Origin of the sequence: Polystyrenella longa (genome assembly GCF_007750395.1) — a bacterium.
In the GTDB taxonomy this organism is placed as follows: Bacteria; Planctomycetota; Planctomycetia; order Planctomycetales; family Planctomycetaceae; genus Polystyrenella; species Polystyrenella longa.
On sequence record NZ_CP036281.1, the window covers coordinates 4,324,121 to 4,342,550 of the forward strand.

Sequence of the window (18,430 nt, forward strand, 5' to 3'; positions counted from 1 at the left end):
ATCTCATTCATTCCGGGTGAGGTTTTTTTATTGTAGCAACACTAAATAATCATATGGATACCAAAACCAAAAACAATCAACATGAGGTCACATTTGATATCAACAACATTCAAGAAGCTGAAACACAATTGCAACAAATGGTAAGCTTTCATCAGATGCATTTTGATAATGACTTCAAACGAAAAGACTACATTACAATCATGCCCAGATTGCCAATTTTCATTCACAAAGACTTACTAGAAGATTGTCCAATTTCTTATGAGGAATTGATTGATACTGCAAAAGAGATAGTTGAGGAAGATTTCAGATTTCAGAGAGATGGATATTTTGACATCAGCTTTGATGAATACAACTGGGCATTCCATGTTGTGTTTTATCATGACCATGTCTGTTTGATTCCTTATGTGGGAGATGAGAGGACTGAACTTGAAAAAATGGGAGACTATCGAGATGAGTGATTTCCAAGAAATTGACCCTGATATTCCTGCTGACTTTCTCATCAGGAAACCAATTGAAAAGATCAGAACAAGATACATTTGGAAGTGTAGAACAAGCCTGCTTAAAGACAGACCTATTAAATCTGAACTACGATTGGAAACACCAAGAGTTTTTGGATTGACCAATGATTATTTGATGGTCACTAACATGAGACAACGTGAAACTATTGACAAATTTCCAGAACATTTAAAACAAAGACCCAAGGTCAAAGAGGAACAACAACCAGAACCTATTCCTCTTCATATCCTGAGGGACATGCACAGGACAGGGAGAATTCAGAATGGATGACATAATAGCAATCGGATCCAGTCAACCAGTGGTCTGGGAAACAATGAAAGATTCCAGTGGGGATTCTGTCACAACAGCCTCTGTCAGTGGAACACTCAAAAATGGGGCAACCACACTGGACACATTCAGTCTGACACACACCTCAGCTGGAACTTATGTTGGTTATTTAGATGAGAATGTCACAGGCTCTTTGACAGACTGTGAAGAGTACACCATAGAACTGACTGCCACTGTGGGTGCCTACACAGAATTCAGAAAACTAAACAGAATTGCAACCTACAGAGGTGAAGTCTAATGACACTATTAATTGACAAAAACAATCCATTATTGAACAAATTCAATGTAGGTTCTGCTGATGTGGGAACACTGACAGCCTGTATTAAATCAGCCTCATCAGCGATTGAGAATTATTGTGGTAGAACCTTTTCAGCCATTGACCATGATGAATCAGTGACTCCAGGACAATATGGTCAAATCATTCTGGAACATTTTCCAGTGAATTATCTGACAGGTGTTTATGACTCGATTAATTCAAATGCCATTCTCATCAAATGCACTGCTACCACTTCATCCTATTCAGTCAGAGATGACTATTTACATCTGACATCCACCACCAGTGGAGTGACAACCACAAACAGTCTGTCTTTCAGTGACTATCCATCATTGACCAGCCTTTCCAATGCAATCACTGAATTAAATGGATGGACAGCCACAACCACTGTGGGAAATTATGCCTCTGATGATTTGGTCAAAGGTCAGTACAGCTTTGTCACATCAAGCAATACAGGAATATCACTGTGGGAATTTTGTACTGGTGATATTGATGTGCATTTAGAGAGAGGAATCATTGGAACACACCACACAAATCGACCAATGAGAGTCAAATACAATGCAGGGTTTAGCTCTATTCCTGATGATTTGAAGTCTGTCACAGCCAATCTGGTTGGATTCATGCTGGATGAAAAGAATGGGGGAATCAAAAGCGAAAGATTGGGTGAATACAATTACACATTGGCAGATAATTCAATTGATCGCTTACCGATCATGGATAAACAGATTCTGAAATATTACAGAAACAGGAGAGTGTAATGAGCCTACAGACATTAATGAAAGATAGTGTCAAAGTGTATTTGAATTCATATGCATTAGACGAAACCACAGGTTTTCCTGATGAAACAGCAACTCTGGTGGACAATTCATTTCCATGCCATTTACAACCAGCATCTGAAAAGATGTTGACCTCCTATGGTCAACGTGAATTAGATGCAGATATGGTTTTGTTTCACACTGATCAGAACCTGACTTTCACCAGCAATCATGAAATTGAAACGAACAACACTAGATATGATGTAGTGAGTGTTAAAGACACTGTGAACCTAAACAAACTTTTTGTGATATTCCTAAGGAGACAAATTGACTGAAGAAGAAAGAGCAAAGATTTTTCTGCAACTTAAAGAGGCAGAGACTGCAATACATCGAATAAGACAAGCAATCCTCAACCCACAGGTTATGGCAGAATTACCTGTTGATCGATATTTCAATAAAAGTAGAACATTGCCTCCTGTCTCAACTGGAGACATTGATGCAAAACGGATTTTTCCACCTGAGGGGGCAGATTGAGACTTTCAGGAGCCATCAGCGATCATTACACCAATCATGCTGACTGTTCTACACTGAGATCCAGTTTGGGAACAGGCAAGATGTTTGCCTATGATGCTCCATCATTAATCAACATGCCTTATGTTGTCGTGACTTTTGATGACATGATCGTGACTTCCAAAGGCAAAGACAACACATGGGAAATCAGAAACCAATCTGTTTCATTTGATGTGTGGTCTAAGACAGACAATGTAGAAATCATCATGGACGATATTGAATCTGGCTTTAATGATTCAGTTTTGACCATCGATGAGGGCACCATGATGAGACCACCTCATTTGATTACAAGAGTTACCCAATATGAACAGGATACTAAGATCTTTCATGGCACTTTAGTTTTTGAATTTACGATTCAAAAAAGCATATCTGATGCATAAATACACATGTAAACAATTACATGAGGTATTTAATATATGACAACAAAATTATCAGGTCATGGTGGTGACATCACGATTGGCGGTATCGCTTTAGAAGTTGAAGAATGGTCAGGCAATTATGAAGCTGTGGCGATTGAAACAACCAACCATGGTTCCGGTGGATTCTATGAGGAAATTTTAGGTCCAAAGAAATTTAGCGGATCCTTCACAGGCAAATACAATGCTGAATTGAATTCTGATGCCCCTTTGACGCTATGCAAACCAACTCAGGGTGTAGCCATTGTATTGAAATTGGGTGCAGCTGCTGTGGGTGGCCAGTTTTCATTCACAGGAAACCTAAACAATGTTGGGTTCACATCTGCGGCACAGGGAGAAATTGGACTTACTGGTGATTTCGTTTCTGTGGGAACAGTTACAGAAACCAACCCGTAATAATACACATGACTGCACATTTCATGCAGTCATTTTTTATACATTAAAGGACAACACATATGAGTTTCGTAGCATTTGGGAATGAATCATTTCCGTTTAGATTGAAAGATGGTAACACTTATGACTTTTCTGCATTGAGTTATGGCGATTGGTCAGAGGTGGAGAACTACATTCAATTCAAAGACTATCACACACTTGCAAAGACAGTGAGTGATCCTGTCATGTTGGGGAAAGTCTTGGACCGATGTCTGGATAAACAGGTTTCACCAAACAACCTGCAAGAGAGTTTGAACAACCTCAACACTCAACAGTTTGTCTTATGGATGTCTGTCAGAAAGAAACATCCTAATATGGACATTGATCAGTTTGGATGCTTGTTGGAATTGACCAAGACTGCTGAACTTTCAGAAAAGGTCATGTCTATATCTGTTGACATGTCTGATGGTTCTAGCTCTGAGGCAAGTGGACCAACTAAAAAAAAGACTGGTACAAAGAAAGCCACAGGCAACTAGCAGTCATCATCTCTTTGACTGGTTGGACTAAAGGTGAAATCAGTCAATACAGTGTTAAACAAATCAATGCTCTCTACCCAGCATTGAAAGAATGTATCACAGGTGAAAAATCTTACATGTCTCCTTCTGAAGCATTTACAAAAGCTGGTTTTAAATTTTGATTGACACTCATAAATATATGTATGAGTGCATTTAATCTAGGATCAGCAGTTTATGAAATCGGGGCCAATCTAAACCCATTGGGCAAAGGCTTATCTGTTGGCAAAAAAATGATTGGCGGATTTGCCAAGGTGGCAGTGGCTGGAATTGCCGCAGCAGCTGTTGGGATGGGTGCTGCCTTGGCTGGTGGTATTAAGCTGACCCAACTTGGTTCTGACTTAGAAGAACTTGATTCTAAGTTTCAGACAGTGTTTGGTGACAGGACAGCTGATGTCAGAAAATGGGGCGATGCTTTAGCCTCATCTACTCAAAGATCCAGCATTCAAATCAGAGGCATGTTGTCAGGCTTTCAGGATCTCTTTGCGCCTATGGGAATTGCTGATGATCAGGCAGAGCATATGTCAAAGACGATGTCTGCTTTGGCTATCGACCTGGGATCCTTCAACAACCGCTCGGATGATTCTGTCATGGAGGATTTGCAGGCGGCAATGACTGGATCAGGCGAAGTCATGAAAAAATATGGGGTTATACTTAGTGAATCCGCCGTAAAACAAGAACTGTTGAATCAGGGACTAGATCCAAAGAATGCCACAGAGGCACAAAAATCAATGGCTCGAATGAATATCATTTTAGCTGGAACAACAGCAGCCCAGGGAGATGCAGCTAGAACCAGTGATGGTGTGGCGAATAGCTGGAAAGGTTTGACCTCTCAAATCTTTGACATGGCATCCAACATGGGCAAAAGCCTATTACCTGCTGCAAAGTTGGTCATTGGTGTTTTCAAAGATTTGGCTGGATTTTTTGGAGGGGCAGAGTCTGGTTTTGCCACTTTTGGAGAAGGTTTAGCCAATAGTATTGGCGGGGCAATCGATTACATCAAAGGAAAATGGGCAGAAAACAAAGAGACTGTTTCAGTCTATTTTACAACTGTAAAAAGTCTGGCACTGACTGTTTGGAATATCATCTCCACAGCGGGTGTGGAAGCATTTACAGCCATTGTTGATACCACCTTCACTCTCTACGACACATTCGCCCGCATTGTTAGAGCCACAGGTTTGTTTAGTTCAGGGGCATCTGATGCAGGCAGTACTGTGACCTCTGTGTTTGATGGAATCCGATCAGTAGTAGGAACTGTGTTTGAATACATTGTTGCTGGGATTAAAAACGTCATCTTTGCTTTTCAGAATTGGGATCTGGTGGTTGAGAAATTCAAAATACAAATCAGAAATCTGGGACCAAACATTGTAGGAGCATTGAAAACAGCAGGCAAAAATATTGTCAGCCTTGCAACATGGGTGAGTGACAACTGGAAAAACATATTCAAAACAATTGGATCCTATGTCACCTCTGTTTTCACCAACCTGATTCACAATCTGAAACAAATGTGGCAGTCTCTAACAGCATGGATCAATGACGAAAATTTTGAGCCTGACTATAAGAGTCTGACTGATGGTTTTGAAAACACAGTCAGTAAAATGCCAGAATTTGAAGTGTTTACAGGAACTGATAAATTCAAACAGGAGATGGGCGAGGTCACCAAAGAATGGAAGAAAAGAAAGAAAGAGTTTGACCAAAAGTTTTCTATGGGTTTTGATTCTGGCAATACAGGTGACAACCCAGATGGGTCAGATAAAGATCCATTTAAAATGGAATTCAAAGGCTTTGACAAAGATGCACTGGCCAAAGCTGGTGGTGATGCTGGTGGAGAAGACGAAAAGAAAAAGAGTAAATCAGATGCAGGGTCAACCACATCATTACAGGGTGCCTTTGATAAACTTCAACAGGCCGCATTGGGCAATGATCAGAGAGAAAAAGAAAACAATAAGAGCCTGAAAGATATTGCCAAAAATACAGAACAACTAGCCAAGAAAACAACGAAACCAATGACTCAAAATAGTGCAGTCCCTGTGTTTCAATAAGGAGACTTATGGCATCAGTAAATTTTGCATTCAATCTCACCAGAGAAAAATCGACAGCAACTGAGGTTTATACCACCAGTTTCAACACTGCTTTGTCTACTGCTTACCCACAATTTCTGGGAGGCATGACCTTTGTTGGTGGAGCCTTAAGATGGCAACAACCCGCTACACAACAACACACTGGATTGTGGTGTTCCAGTGTATCATTTGAACATGAAGCCTCGATAGCCAATTTAACTGGTCAGGATGGGGAGGTATTCATGGTTGTTCAATATTCGTCTCCTGACATCGATGAAGATACACAGGCACAAACACCAGAGGATCGGGAAATTGCCACGATCTCAGTGGATGTGGGTGGCTCCATGTTGCAACTGGGGAAAGGTTCCTACACATGGAGTGAAGGATCCAAAAATGGGGACAAACTCTCTGAGGATGATCCTCATCCATTCAAACTGGTGGCACATAATGAAATCAGCTTGACTATCAAAAACAAAGAGACAGTAGATTGGACCTCTTTGACGGAATTTTATGGCAAGATTAATGAGGAAGAGTTTGTCATTCCTTTGTTTGGAACTATTCCGGCGAATCGATGCCTATTTGAATCGGCATCAGGATCCAGAGAATACACATCACAGTCTTATGCTTATTGGCATGTTACTTATAAATTTTCTGTCAGAGGGGATGATTGGAACAAATTCTGGGATGGGGAGCAATATAGCTCTGTAAATCAGGATACGTTCACTCCCATGTCGTTCACAGGACTGTTTACAACATGAGAAAGAAAATAAAGAAGGTCAGAAAAGGTGACCCAATCACAGCAGAATTGTTTAATCAACTGGTTGATGAACTCAATCGAGTGGGAAACATCATGCCTGCTGGAGGTGTATCTGTAGTTCAAACGAGTTTTGGTGTGGGTATCTCTGCAAATCCAGGCACTGGTGGTGTCAATCCCATCTACATCAAGAATGATGATGACATCTGGGAAATCGATACATGGAAAGAAGTCCAGATTTGGACTGGTGACCTTGGAGAGGAAGAGGAAGAAATAGACCCTGAAACAGAGGAACCTACAGACCCAATTGAAGTTTATAACAGATGGGGTGACCTTGCAGCTGATGCATGGGGCATGGTTTTTGAAGAAAAACAAGAGGATGGCTCAATCAAATACAGTCTGGTACAGGGGTCATGTGAATAATGGTTGGATCTTTTTATCCCTGCGATTGTTGTTTCAAAACTGCCATCTGTGATGGTCATAAAAATGACCGATCATTTTCCGATGGAAATTATTCCTCCTTTTTCACGATGAAACAGGGGGCAACACCAACTCACACCTACACATCAGAACAATTCACCAGTGATGGAAACCTGAGAAATCCATGCAGAGAAATCACAGCCACACTTAATCATGTGGAGGGGACTGATTCCAGACTCTATGTTTTTCACATGTTCAACATGAATCCGTTAAATGTTTACGGAGAGGATATCTGGACACATGTCAGATTCATTGGTTTCTGTGCAGCTGGCAGAATCATTGATTTTACTTCACCAGAAGATGTAGAGGACGATGTGCCTACTTTCTCTTTTGATGTGTGTGTTGATTACCTAGACAAAAAATGGATTTTCAGACGACGATTAGGAGACACATCATCAGAAAAAACATCTCCCACTTGGACAGGCAAAGAACAATGGGAAGTCAGATCCAATTCAGGGAATGACATGGAATCATTAAAACCAGAACTGGCAGACTGGCAACAATCCAATCAACACAGCCTTTTTCCTGATGGCCCACCAGCCAACCATGTTGGATCTAGTTCATTCTTTGTGAACAGTTTCATGAGACGATACCAACCCATTGATGGAAACGATGTTGAGAATGAGTTTCTAGACTATTATCCAGTCATCGAAGCCAAAGCAAAATATGGTTGGTTTGTGGAATTCAAAATTGATGAGGATATGCCCACAGGACAATACACCAGAACAATCAGAGTGGATGATGTTTGTATCCAGCCAGTGGAGATTGAAAACTTCCCAGCTATGTTTGGTTCCTCTGTAGGGTCACTCAGATACATGAGAGCCAGTTATCCACCAGCCACATTTGAAACAGCCAACCCATCTGACTATTTGTAAGGAGATCCATGTCAAAACAATACGTTGATATTTATGGCAATAAACTATTGACCTACATCAGAATGAATGATGGTCAGGGTGGTGAAGTTAATTTGAATCCCACCAAAGTTGAAAACAATCAGACATGGTTGTTGTACCAATACGACATGCTCACAGGGGGATGTGATTGGATCAGTGAAGCTAATGGAGATTGGAGAGCAGGAAATCCTGCCCAGACACTAGGTGGTCTTGGTGGACAGAACACATCACCCACACCTCTCTATACTGGTGCCTCTATTCTCAGTGGTGGGCATGATTCCAATATTTCCAACCCATCACCCTATTATATCCATGTCTATTCAGCGGGATCTGGTGCCCATCAAGATTCATTCCCAACTGCAACCACTTTGGGAGGTGTTCAATTCACTGACTTACAACTAAAACCATCCAGTATTGGTCCAGTCTTAGTTTCAGTCATTGCAGGCAAAGCGATTGTCAAAGTATCTGAAAATGGTTTAGGGCAAGCCTATTACACAGGACCAAATACACAAAGATTTGGAGCATTCATTGACATCGTAGGTGGGAAACTCTGGTATTCGACCAACAACTATTTTGGAGGTGGTGGTGGAGGACTGGTCAGAACCATTTCCAACTACACATCAAACAATTGGGTGGACGATGGAATTGACTACAAATTATCTGATGCAAAAATCAACAACAAAGAGCCTTATGGAGCCATCTACGATTACAGAGGACAATGTTGGTGGGCACAGTATCGCTTTGATGATGATCCAAGACTAGGACTGGCTAAACTGTCCATCGATTATCAGATCCTAGACTACGACAGAACGAGTCATAACATCGAAAGAATGATGCCTGATGGAAATGGAAATCTGGCCTGCATCATGTCATCCATCAAATATCTGGTTGATGGTGGACCAGTGAAACATGATGGTCCTTATGGGGATGGATTTGGAACCAATTACAGGTTTTCATGCATTTTCGATGGCTCTTTTGGTGACTTTTCTTATGTGCCACCATTCACCATTCCTGTCTGTGCATTGGGAAATGAGGTCATCTCTATTTATCCATCAAATGTCCAGTCTTCTGTTTCTTCAATTGCTGTTCCAAATGTGTTTTGATCGATGACCAATCATCCACAGAACCACATCGAATAATTGAAACTGAATCATACAGGTCACAATCCTCTCTCAATCCCCATCTCCATTCCCCTCTGTAAGGCAAACATAAATAGGTATCTTTACCCATTGAACCAGAAAGATGAGCCACAGCAGTATCACAGGTGACCACACATGAGACTGAATTAATCAAAGCAGCAGTGTCACCAAAGTTTTCAATTTTCGTTTTCTCGATTTCAGATCCTGAATAACCATATTGCAATGATATCCAAGGGACATCCATGGAGGTGAACACAGATAAAGGAATTGACCTCTCTGCATCATGCTGATTGTCAGGATTGCCTTTCCAACACAAACCTATTTTTCCCACACCCTCATCATTCACCTCAGGATAAGTCAAATAAGGTTGACCAGTCATTTCAATATCCAACACAGCAGGCAATGACAGCAGGGGAATGCAATAGTCATATTCAATCTCTAAGCCACTAGCCATATCTCGCTTTGACACACATTCATAATCAGGGAACAGAGGAATCATGGAATCATCCATGTTCAAAATTAAATGGGCATCAGGATATTTATCCAACAATGGTTGAACAAAACGACAACCCATAAATCCATCCCCTGAACCCTGTTCAAAATAAATCAATACTCTCTTGCCATTCAAACATTCCTCTCCATTCCATATCTTTCCCAGATAGTTAATCGTTCTGGCTGTCCTCCTATCTGTTTGCAATCGATAGGAATACTCTCTACATCCCTCTTTCCATTTCCCCTGACACATCAAAACCCTACCCAAAAAATCATGAGATATAGGACTGTCTGTCAATTTGACTGCCTCTTTCAATAATCGTTCTGCCTTTCCATGGTCTCTCTCCCAAACAGCAACTCTGGCCATCAACTGAAAATAGACATCATCATTCTGAAACTCGTTCTCAATCACCTCCACTGCCTTTTCTACAGGCAATTTGCCCAACACTCTCATCAACAGATTGATGTTCCTGTTGTTTCTTCTCAATTCTAAGGCTTTCAGAGCCATTCTAAGGGCCTGATGGTATTTCCCCTCAAGAATCATCAGGGAAGATAAAACAGAGGCTGTCAGCCAGTCATAGGGCGATTTACGGAACTCTTTTGACAATCTGGCCACATCTCTTTGTGTAAACCAAACTGCAAACAACTTTTCAATGGAATAAAACTCATTGGAATTCGCCAATTCTGACCATTGAAACTTGGAATCATTGATTTTCCGATCATAAACAGCCTCTGAATCAACCTGAAATTCCAATGGAAAACCTAACTGTTTTGACAGTTCTTTCATCTCTGAGTCAAAACAACTCATGAACTCAGGGTCACCCACAAACTGACTCCATCTCCCAGTCAATTTGCTCTTGTCCAATGACCAATCATCTTTCTCAGACGAGCCAAAACAAGAATGAGCCACATAAGATGGGGTTTCTGATATCAGATGGTCATAAATCAAATGCTTTGCCTGTGGAATGATCATCCCACCATTCAATACCTCTTTCATGTATTGTTTCTGCATGGCTATGACTCGTTCATTCACAAAACAACCATATTCATGATTGGTATCAGGAAATCGACGACACCTGACCAATCTTGATGCAAGCATGTTCTGTGGCGACCTGACCAAGACATAAACAGTTTCAGGTAATGTCATTTTGGCGGCAATATTCAAATCAACATCCTCAAAACTGAACAAATTGAGGACTGGCAATGACGAGTCTTTGTCTTTGTCAAAGATGTAAGTTGATTTGGCTGGGATCTCAAATGAGCCATTAGGTTTCACTGTGCAATTATTGTGATGATGAACCACATTGGGCAATTCCTCAATAATCTTGAATATGAGGGCATGATTACCACTTCTACGTAGTCCAAATACAAATATGTCTCTCTCTAAATTATATTCCATAACTTTATATAGTAATTATTTTTAAAGTATTTCATAATTTCTCGTTTTTTTGGAATACTTTTGAAAATACGTCACTATATAAAAGTATGAACAAACCCAAAAAGACATCTGAAAGAACGGGAATCACTAGATTAAGATACACATTCACTCTTAATCCAGTGGTCATGGAACAACTGAAAGAGTATTGCAAATACAACAATATTTCTTACTCGTATTTATTAGAAGATACGATCAAAAGTCAGTTAGAAGTTTTGAGAGGAAAGAAGCATAAGAAAAAGAAGAGGAAAAAGAATGATTGACATGAAGTTCCTCATCAGAGACGAAAACAACAAGCCTTTTAATACTATTTTTTCCAAAATACTCAATGCCACGTTCCAATCATCACATGGTCAATTAATCAAAAGGATTACAGTCAACTGTGATGAGGAATATTTTGACAGCAAGGCTGTGTACTTGGTCAGCTTTGCATCTTGTGACATGAGAAAAGAATTGTTTAATTTGCTTAATGAAAACAACACTGATTTCACCATCAGAGATGTCAGAATGAATGATGATGATTTGGATAGCACAGATTATTTTCAGCAAATGTTTGGATACTCTTTTGCGATTAGACAAGCATTTCTTCAAGGACTCAGCATTTCCCTTACCTGTCCTGTTCATTATCGAATTGACTTCATTCGAGATGTCTTGTTGAGGGAATTAGAAAAGAAAGAAGGAACCCTGAGTTTTACAGAAACAGAGATTACATTCACCAGTCCGACTGGTGAAGAGAACAGGATTGATTTTGAAATTGCACCTGTTGAAAGATATTGCCATCAGTTATCGGAAACTGATAACAATCACCTAATCATATTAATTCCAGAATAATAAAAAGAAGAAAAAATGAGAACACCCATAAATGTAACCATCAAATTAGAAAGCTATATTGCAAAACCATTTTGGCCAGAAACATCAGATGTCATCGACATTGAAAAGAAGTCAGGTTTAAATCGATGCAGGACAGAATCTACCAGAGAAACTGCTCTGAAAAGCTATCTAAAAAAAGAACACATGACTCTTGAAGACTATCAAGAATTGAAAATCAAAGCCAAAAGAGAATGGCATAGATTGGACAATGATAATAATGAATCACCAATCGTGATTCCCAGACACCACCTGGCAGGCTGCCTAGTTGAAACTGTTTCAACAACTCCTGCTGCTGTCAGAGGCAAATTCAAAACAAATTCATTCAGGCATCATGTCAGAATAACTGATTTTTTAACTGAAAAGACCAAGGCAGATGGAGTCTTTGACAGATACGTCAAACTCGAAACATCAAACCAGAGAAATAGACAACGTGATTCATTTATTGAAAATGTTGTGGCGACTGGAACCATTCAGATTCTGGACCAAGTCAATGAAGAAAGCCTGAAACATTTATTTGCACATGCACTTAGTGAAACAGGCATTGGCTCATCCAGAAAAATGGGTTATGGGAGAGGTGAAATCCTTAGTTGGAATTAAATCATTGATGTCACTGGCACTGACAGTCACTATGGCATTGACGCTGACAGACTCAAAGCTAATGACATTCACAATCACTATCCAATGACATTGACCTAGCTAATGCCATTCACAATCACACTGACAATGACGCTACCAAAGCTTTTGACAAAGCTTTTGACAATGACATTACCTATCACGATGACTATGACAGACCAAAGCTACTGACAATCACAGTGACGATGCCTATGACTATGACAGACCAAAGCTAAAAACGGTCTCAATGACCTTGACTTTGACAATGACAGACCAAAGCTGATGACAATCACTGTCACAATGACTATGACTATGACAATCACCTTGCCTATCTGAACCCCATTTGGGGTTCTTTTTTAAACTTAAACTGAAAGGATAAACTATGAATAATGAATTAAATATGATGATTGCAACTATTCAGGACATGTATGTGCAAAACATCATTTCCGATGAACTAAAAACAGACCTGTTTAACCAAGTCAAAAAGACTTTTGATGTTGATGGAAATGCCAAGAATACGGCGAACCAGATTCTAAGAATACATTTTGAAACAGCCACTATAGGAGCAAGATGAAACAAATGAACAAGAAGACAAATGATTTAGAACTAGAGGTTGTTTTTATCAACAGTAGAGGATTGCTGTCAGACTTTCATCTAGATAGTTACAACATAAAACAGGTTGAGGCATTTGAGGAAGAGATTCAATGGATCACTAGAGTAATTGAATTAGATTGCCTCTCTCATTTGGCTGTTCTTACAGATCCTTTTGAAGAATGGCAGGACGAGAAAAAAGAATTGTTAAAGCAACTGAGGCAGGCGGGTATTCCTGACTTTCATTATGATATGGATATAGCTCTAGAGTTATTCTCTTTTTCTGATTTGAACATAAAACAATAGGAGGATAAATGAATAATCACAGCTTCCCCTAAATACCTGCATGGGGAAACTTTCAAAACAACAAATCAAACATCAATCAGAACTATTAGATTCAATTCAAAACAATCCCAATGATGATCAGATTGAAACGTTTTACCACAACTTCAACGAACAATTCATTGGCGACGTCACAAGAAATTCAGCCTATTTCACACCTCTTGATTTAGCCTATGACTTTGCTTTGATGTCTCCCACTTATGGTTATGTGATTGATGCCTGTGCTGGAATAGGTCATCTCTCCTTTGCCGCAAAAACAAGAGACTACTATCAAAACAACATCAAACAACTCATCTGCATCGAACTAAACCACAAATACACCGAAATAGGAAAGAAACTATTACCAGAGGCTGACTGGTATACTGGCAGTATCTTTGATGAAGAATTACACAAAGAAATCATGTCAAATTACAACATTCAGAAATATGACTGCCTTATCAGCAATCCACCATTTGGATCCTACTCAATGAAACCTGTTCCCAAAGAACAAAGAAAGTGGCTTAAATACACAGGCAGTGAATTTGACATGGCAACTATCGAAATAGGACACAAACTGGCCAACAATGCCTCTTACATCCTGCCAACTCAATCCTGTACCTTCCAGGCATCAGGCCATAGCTACATCAAACAACACAAAGAAAACCGCAAATTCAATAAACTGAAAAAAGAAATCAATCAACCCAATTTAATCCAACATTGGACATCAATTGACACAGCAGTCTATGAACAATTCAAAAATACCAGAGTAAGTGTTGAATGTTTGACTGTGGAAGTTGATGAATGGACATAAGAGCAAGACAATGCTAAGGAATAGTCACTCCCCGATCCCCATTCCCACTCATCGAGTAACAAATGCCTGACCAGACAATTGAACTTATCACAATCATTATCGCTAGCTTGACCATACTGGCATCCTTCATATGGACAACGATCAGCCATAGACGCCTGATGGACAAGACTGACGCTTTAACTAAAAGATTTATTGAATCATGTCAGCAAAGACTAGATTTAGAGTACAACACTTTATCACTCAAATCATTGACTTTTCAAGCTGTCGGAAACATGTATTACATCCATTTACCATCGGACAAGAAAGCAACCCATTTTCCTGATGGAATAGTCAAAGTATCCATTTACAAGACTTACGATGGTTTCATGCAGATAAATGACACCATGGCAGCAATAAATTTATGTGCCATTGAATTTGGTTTCGAAGTAGTCGAGATCTTCCCAGCCGTTCATGGTTCTTGGTGGCAACGATTTCTTTGGAAAGCGAAGAATAGTGATGCTGTTGTGGATCGATTGAACAAAATGGAGCGAGCCATTGAAATGCAAGGCTTATTCCTGCCTCAATCACAAGCAGATAAGAATTTACTTGAGGGTGCTGCTGCATTTCGGAATTCACTCAATAATGACGAGGGTATTGTTCTAGTTGGATCAGTGTTATTGTTGAGGCTAAGAACAGGGGGTGACTCTTTTCTCACCATTACTAAAAGCCTGACTCAGAAACAGCTGATATTCTTAGAAAAGAACCCTATGCTTCTTGAGTCACCCAACAAGATTCTAGATGCATTAGGGGATGCAGAGAACGAAAGCGATGATGGTGGTGATATAATTCACCGACTATAGTCAATGAAATCAATCAAGAATAATTACCAACATTTCTGTCAACTCTTGGTTCTGGTAAACCAAAGACATGACCACATTTCCCACACTGCTCCATGTTTAATGGAACCTTTTTATCTAAACATCCAGGACATTTCTTTTTGTATGAACTATAAACCTTTTTTGCTCCTACCCACTGAATAGTCACAAGATGACTGGTCAACACAATCATCGTATCTCTCTTGCCATTAACCATCTTCGATCTGGTCATGATCAATGACGATCTGCTCAAAACAGCCTTGGCAAAATCAACCTGGTTTTTCCACTTAGGCCTATGATTCAGAAGTCTCCTGTCTGAATCCGAAAACTGACTCCCAAGCCTCTTTTCACATGTCTTAAGAAATTCAGAATTCATCAACCAACCCCGATTCTTAACCAATTCAGACATCAACAGTTTCTTGAATGTCATAACACTTGTCACAGCCATTTCTTTCCTCCTTTTGCTTGAGTTTTAATACCTCCACAAAAGATGGTAGCCTAATTATCTAAACATTCTGAAACTTTCACTCAACAATCTTAAATCCATCATCACCACGTGCATTCTCCCAAAACTCTTTTTCTCTTCTGAGATAATCAGCCTGTGTTTCAAAATAATATCCCAACAAATCAGACTCTATCTCTCTCATCTGATCATGGAGATCCTCAGGTGTCTTTAACTTTGACTCATCGATAGAGACCAAAAATGGAGTCTGATCAGAATCCACAATCTTTGGCAATGCAGCCTCAACTAATTTAGTCAACACTGACCTCCAATTCATGTTGTATTGCTTCCCATATTTCATCACCATTTCTACATATTTTGACCTTACAGTGATGCTCACTCTGGCTGTCTCTGGTTTACTTGATTTATTGCTCATATAGGTATATATGCATGCCAATAAGTGTTAGTGATACTAAAATGAGGGTCATTATGGTGTTTGTTGGGTGTACCTAAGACACTACTACATAAGGGTTTACGTCATTTCCACCGACCATTTCTCTAAAGATTAATAATAAAAATCGTCAAATCTTAATAATCTTAAGTGACTACCTGACAGGCTCTTAGGCCATCAATGAGCAGAGTAATACCTCCTGTGCATTAATGCACAAATTGTGTTGAATGACACTGAGAGTAATGACATGATCAGATGTTCATTCTGATTGATGTCGGTTTATATAACATATACCGACAACTATATCCTAAGCCTTTAACCTACAATGACTTACACTCTACTGCCATTGATCATATCTTGCATTACGTCAAATCATCATCAGTCAAATAAATAAAAGGCCACAGAATGACCTGTATCGAGTCATCTCGTTTCAGTGATGATTCTGTCCTGTTTCTGATTGATGCAATGTAGGGACGATCTGATGCGAAATGACACAATAAGAGGTCAAATATCCCCCCCCTCTCATTTTATTGGGAATGTAGGTATTTAGAGGGTGTGTGTAGCAATCAGATATTTTTTCATTTTCAGTGCCCATTAATAATTTTTTTGGCGATTTCTTAATAACGATTTTATTTAGACATTTGGCAGTCCTGTGAGACTGCTTTCTGACCTGATAGACAAAAAAATGCCCGAGGTCATTTGTTACAAAAATGACCTCAGGCAAACATCACATTTCAACCAGTAATTCCAAGTTTATTTAGTGCCAGAAATTCCATTTTCCTCACACAAATTGTCTAATCTGATTCGATTGACTGACTTTTGAATAATATTTAAGAAGGATTGTCGGACTGTTTCCAACCATTGTTGCCAAAACTGGCACAGGCACACCTGCCAATAATTTATTTGTGATGTATGTATGTCTCAAATCGTAGGCAACACAACTGAATGGCAATTGACTGAATGCTCTTTGCCAACCTTTTTCGTTCCATTTTTTGCCAGTGATGAATTCTGAGTTCCAGTCGATTTGTTCCAGTGCAGATTTAGACAAGTAAACCATATCTGATTGACCTGTTCTTTTTTTGTTTTTGTGTTGTTTGAGGTAGACCAGATCTTTTTGAATGTCAGCAGTTTTGATTGAACAGATTTCAGAGGGTCTCCTGCCAGTAAACAGGAGTAGATTGAACAATCGGACAAAGTCTGAATCACAGTTCTCATTGACCCAATTGACCTGATTCTGAGAGATTAAGTTTTCTCTACGTTCACCAGCGGGTATTTTCAGATTCTGGATGGGATTAATTCTGATCATCTTTTGATTGAATGCCCAGTTGAAACATTGTTTCAGGATGATGAAATAGAGTCTTTTGGTTGACTCAGACCATCTTTCTTGTTTTGCAAGTTTGAGGATGAGTTTTTCTGAGAGTCTGGAGGGTGGAACATGACCCAGTTCAGACTGTATTTTTCCCAATGGCTTTTTGTATTGGGGATTCTCTTTTGTGTATTTGTCGATGAGTGTTTTGATAAACATAGAGATGACCTTTCTTGATGTGTCCAGGTAACATTTCTATGTTGGTTTGTCAAATGTAAAATAAAACGTATCACCTGCATTGATCAGATACAGGTGATACGCAAAGAAAGAGATCCATCTCCGGTCACATCCCTGTGCTATATCCCTAAACCATTTCTTTGATTAATCTTTTTTTGGATCTCGATGGGATAACGTATCCATCAAACTCTGGGGATCTTTTGTCAAAGCCTTTGAGTGCTGGATAGTGACGAATATTCAGTTTACTCAACCAATGCCCTAACTTACGTTCAGTCGAGTATTTTGATACATGACACCAGCCTCTAGGTAGTGGTTTACGCAAGTCAATGGTGTCGTGATACGTCAAATGTCTGTAGATGCCTGAGTTCAGGTCTATAAACTTGTTGAATTTACAAAAACCAGTGGTCGATGTGCATGACCAGAGGCATGATGCAACTGTGCCCCAATGATCAGAATGCCTGATTACTCCATCATTCTCATACCAATACTGTGAACCAGATTCTGAAACGTAGTCTGGTATTCTATTTGGTTTAATCACAGGCCTAAATACAGCCTGAGTCATGTAGTTGAATGTGTCACGATCCACCATTGTCCTCACCCTTTCTCTAGTTATTTTGTCCAATTCGTTCAATCTTATAAATGTTATCCCATATATCCTGCTTGAATCCGGCAAGTTGTTCTATTTCCTCAGGAGGCAAGTAAATAGATTGTTCATATTCGGCCAGTTCGGTCATGATGGCTCTTAGACCTCTGGCACTTGGTTGTCTTTGGACTGCTTTAATCTTAACCATTATCGCATTCAATTCAGGACCATAATCATCCATTGTTTGTTCTCTCTCTCTTCTGTTGTTTTGTGTTTTGTTGTGTTGTTTTGACTCGA

25 protein-coding genes are annotated in these 18,430 nt (G+C 39.6%); 20 read left to right on the forward strand and 5 right to left on the reverse strand.

The features are described 5' to 3' along the window. Window positions 1–53 precede the first annotated feature (53 nt). The 14 genes from Pla110_RS15915 (at window position 54) to Pla110_RS15980 (ending at window position 9,092) form a co-directional block, all read left to right on the forward strand. Complete coding sequence (locus Pla110_RS15915) at window positions 54–458, forward strand: DUF3387 domain-containing protein (protein WP_144996999.1); 405 nt, start codon at window positions 54–56, stop codon at window positions 456–458. After that, window positions 451–786: a hypothetical protein gene (locus tag Pla110_RS15920; RefSeq protein WP_144997001.1), complete on the forward strand. Its 336-nt coding sequence runs from the start codon at window positions 451–453 to the stop codon at window positions 784–786. The genes Pla110_RS15915 and Pla110_RS15920 overlap by 8 nt, the downstream gene beginning before the upstream one ends. Further along, window positions 779–1,081, forward strand: coding sequence for a hypothetical protein (locus Pla110_RS15925; RefSeq protein WP_144997003.1), 303 nt, complete (start codon window positions 779–781; stop codon window positions 1,079–1,081). Before Pla110_RS15920 ends, Pla110_RS15925 begins: the two co-directional genes overlap by 8 nt. Further along, the gene (locus tag Pla110_RS15930) at window positions 1,081–1,875 is read left to right on the forward strand and encodes a head-tail connector protein (protein ID WP_144997005.1); all 795 of its coding nucleotides are present in this window, start codon (window positions 1,081–1,083) and stop codon (window positions 1,873–1,875) included. The genes Pla110_RS15925 and Pla110_RS15930 overlap by 1 nt, the downstream gene beginning before the upstream one ends. Beyond that, window positions 1,875–2,207 carry a hypothetical protein gene (locus Pla110_RS15935; protein WP_144997007.1) on the forward strand — a complete coding sequence of 111 codons (333 nt, stop codon included), beginning with the start codon at window positions 1,875–1,877 and terminating at the stop codon, window positions 2,205–2,207. Before Pla110_RS15930 ends, Pla110_RS15935 begins: the two co-directional genes overlap by 1 nt. Continuing rightward, window positions 2,200–2,406, forward strand: coding sequence for a hypothetical protein (locus Pla110_RS15940; protein WP_144997009.1), 207 nt, complete (start codon window positions 2,200–2,202; stop codon window positions 2,404–2,406). Before Pla110_RS15935 ends, Pla110_RS15940 begins: the two co-directional genes overlap by 8 nt. Window positions 2,407–2,471: 65 nt before the next feature. Next, entirely contained in the window at window positions 2,472–2,822 is a 351-nt protein-coding gene (locus Pla110_RS15945) for a hypothetical protein (protein ID WP_449301129.1), read from the forward strand. Window positions 2,823–2,858: 36 nt separating this feature from the next. After that, a complete protein-coding gene (locus Pla110_RS15950) occupies window positions 2,859–3,254 on the forward strand; it encodes a hypothetical protein (protein ID WP_144997013.1) in 396 nt (131 codons plus the stop codon). A gap of 59 nt (window positions 3,255–3,313) precedes the next feature. After that, window positions 3,314–3,766, forward strand: coding sequence for a hypothetical protein (locus Pla110_RS15955; RefSeq protein ID WP_144997015.1), 453 nt, complete (start codon window positions 3,314–3,316; stop codon window positions 3,764–3,766). Window positions 3,767–3,948: 182 nt separating this feature from the next. Beyond that, on the forward strand, window positions 3,949–5,844 hold the full coding sequence (locus Pla110_RS15960; RefSeq protein WP_144997017.1) for a hypothetical protein: 1,896 nt from the start codon (window positions 3,949–3,951) through the stop codon (window positions 5,842–5,844). Window positions 5,845–5,852: 8 nt separating this feature from the next. Beyond that, window positions 5,853–6,620, forward strand: a complete 768-nt coding sequence (locus Pla110_RS15965; RefSeq protein WP_144997018.1) for a hypothetical protein — start codon at window positions 5,853–5,855, stop codon at window positions 6,618–6,620. Next, window positions 6,617–7,039 (forward strand): hypothetical protein, encoded by a 423-nt coding sequence (locus Pla110_RS15970; protein WP_144997020.1) that lies wholly within the window; start codon window positions 6,617–6,619, stop codon window positions 7,037–7,039. Before Pla110_RS15965 ends, Pla110_RS15970 begins: the two co-directional genes overlap by 4 nt. Beyond that, window positions 7,039–7,971 carry a hypothetical protein gene (locus Pla110_RS15975; protein WP_144997022.1) on the forward strand — a complete coding sequence of 311 codons (933 nt, stop codon included), beginning with the start codon at window positions 7,039–7,041 and terminating at the stop codon, window positions 7,969–7,971. The genes Pla110_RS15970 and Pla110_RS15975 overlap by 1 nt, the downstream gene beginning before the upstream one ends. A gap of 8 nt (window positions 7,972–7,979) precedes the next feature. Next, window positions 7,980–9,092 carry a hypothetical protein gene (locus Pla110_RS15980; protein WP_144997024.1) on the forward strand — a complete coding sequence of 371 codons (1,113 nt, stop codon included), beginning with the start codon at window positions 7,980–7,982 and terminating at the stop codon, window positions 9,090–9,092. Here Pla110_RS15980 and Pla110_RS15985 read toward each other — a convergent pair. Beyond that, window positions 9,031–10,923, reverse strand: a complete 1,893-nt coding sequence (locus tag Pla110_RS15985; protein ID WP_144997026.1) for a tetratricopeptide repeat protein — start codon at window positions 10,921–10,923, stop codon at window positions 9,031–9,033. The genes Pla110_RS15980 and Pla110_RS15985 overlap by 62 nt on opposite strands. 396 nt (window positions 10,924–11,319) lie before the next feature. Here Pla110_RS15985 and Pla110_RS15990 point away from each other — a divergent pair, with 396 nt between their 5' ends. From Pla110_RS15990 to Pla110_RS16015, 6 genes are all read left to right on the forward strand, one after another. Next, on the forward strand, window positions 11,320–11,886 hold the full coding sequence (locus Pla110_RS15990; protein WP_144997028.1) for a hypothetical protein: 567 nt from the start codon (window positions 11,320–11,322) through the stop codon (window positions 11,884–11,886). Between the two features lie 15 nt (window positions 11,887–11,901). Continuing rightward, window positions 11,902–12,522, forward strand: coding sequence for a hypothetical protein (locus Pla110_RS15995; protein WP_144997030.1), 621 nt, complete (start codon window positions 11,902–11,904; stop codon window positions 12,520–12,522). Window positions 12,523–12,919: 397 nt separating this feature from the next. Next, on the forward strand, window positions 12,920–13,111 hold the full coding sequence (locus Pla110_RS16000; RefSeq protein ID WP_144997031.1) for a hypothetical protein: 192 nt from the start codon (window positions 12,920–12,922) through the stop codon (window positions 13,109–13,111). Further along, window positions 13,108–13,434, forward strand: coding sequence for a hypothetical protein (locus Pla110_RS16005; RefSeq protein ID WP_144997032.1), 327 nt, complete (start codon window positions 13,108–13,110; stop codon window positions 13,432–13,434). Before Pla110_RS16000 ends, Pla110_RS16005 begins: the two co-directional genes overlap by 4 nt. A 40-nt stretch (window positions 13,435–13,474) precedes the next feature. Then, the gene (locus tag Pla110_RS16010; protein ID WP_144997034.1) at window positions 13,475–14,260 is read left to right on the forward strand and encodes a class I SAM-dependent methyltransferase; all 786 of its coding nucleotides are present in this window, start codon (window positions 13,475–13,477) and stop codon (window positions 14,258–14,260) included. Window positions 14,261–14,322: 62 nt separating this feature from the next. Beyond that, window positions 14,323–15,099: a hypothetical protein gene (locus Pla110_RS16015; RefSeq protein ID WP_144997036.1), complete on the forward strand. Its 777-nt coding sequence runs from the start codon at window positions 14,323–14,325 to the stop codon at window positions 15,097–15,099. 13 nt (window positions 15,100–15,112) lie between these two features. Here Pla110_RS16015 and Pla110_RS16020 read toward each other — a convergent pair whose 3' ends face one another. The 4 genes from Pla110_RS16020 to Pla110_RS16040 all read right to left on the reverse strand — a co-directional run bounded on the left by Pla110_RS16020 (window position 15,113) and on the right by Pla110_RS16040 (window position 18,374). Continuing rightward, window positions 15,113–15,562 (reverse strand): zinc ribbon domain-containing protein, encoded by a 450-nt coding sequence (locus Pla110_RS16020; RefSeq protein ID WP_144997038.1) that lies wholly within the window; start codon window positions 15,560–15,562, stop codon window positions 15,113–15,115. A 76-nt stretch (window positions 15,563–15,638) separates the two neighbouring features. Beyond that, window positions 15,639–15,956, reverse strand: coding sequence for a hypothetical protein (locus tag Pla110_RS16025; protein ID WP_197440241.1), 318 nt, complete (start codon window positions 15,954–15,956; stop codon window positions 15,639–15,641). 832 nt (window positions 15,957–16,788) lie between these two features. Next, on the reverse strand, window positions 16,789–17,532 hold the full coding sequence (locus Pla110_RS16030) for a tyrosine-type recombinase/integrase (protein ID WP_144997042.1): 744 nt from the start codon (window positions 17,530–17,532) through the stop codon (window positions 16,789–16,791). Window positions 17,533–18,155: 623 nt separating this feature from the next. Continuing rightward, complete coding sequence (locus Pla110_RS16040; protein WP_144997046.1) at window positions 18,156–18,374, reverse strand: hypothetical protein; 219 nt, start codon at window positions 18,372–18,374, stop codon at window positions 18,156–18,158. Window positions 18,375–18,430: the final 56 nt, after the last annotated feature.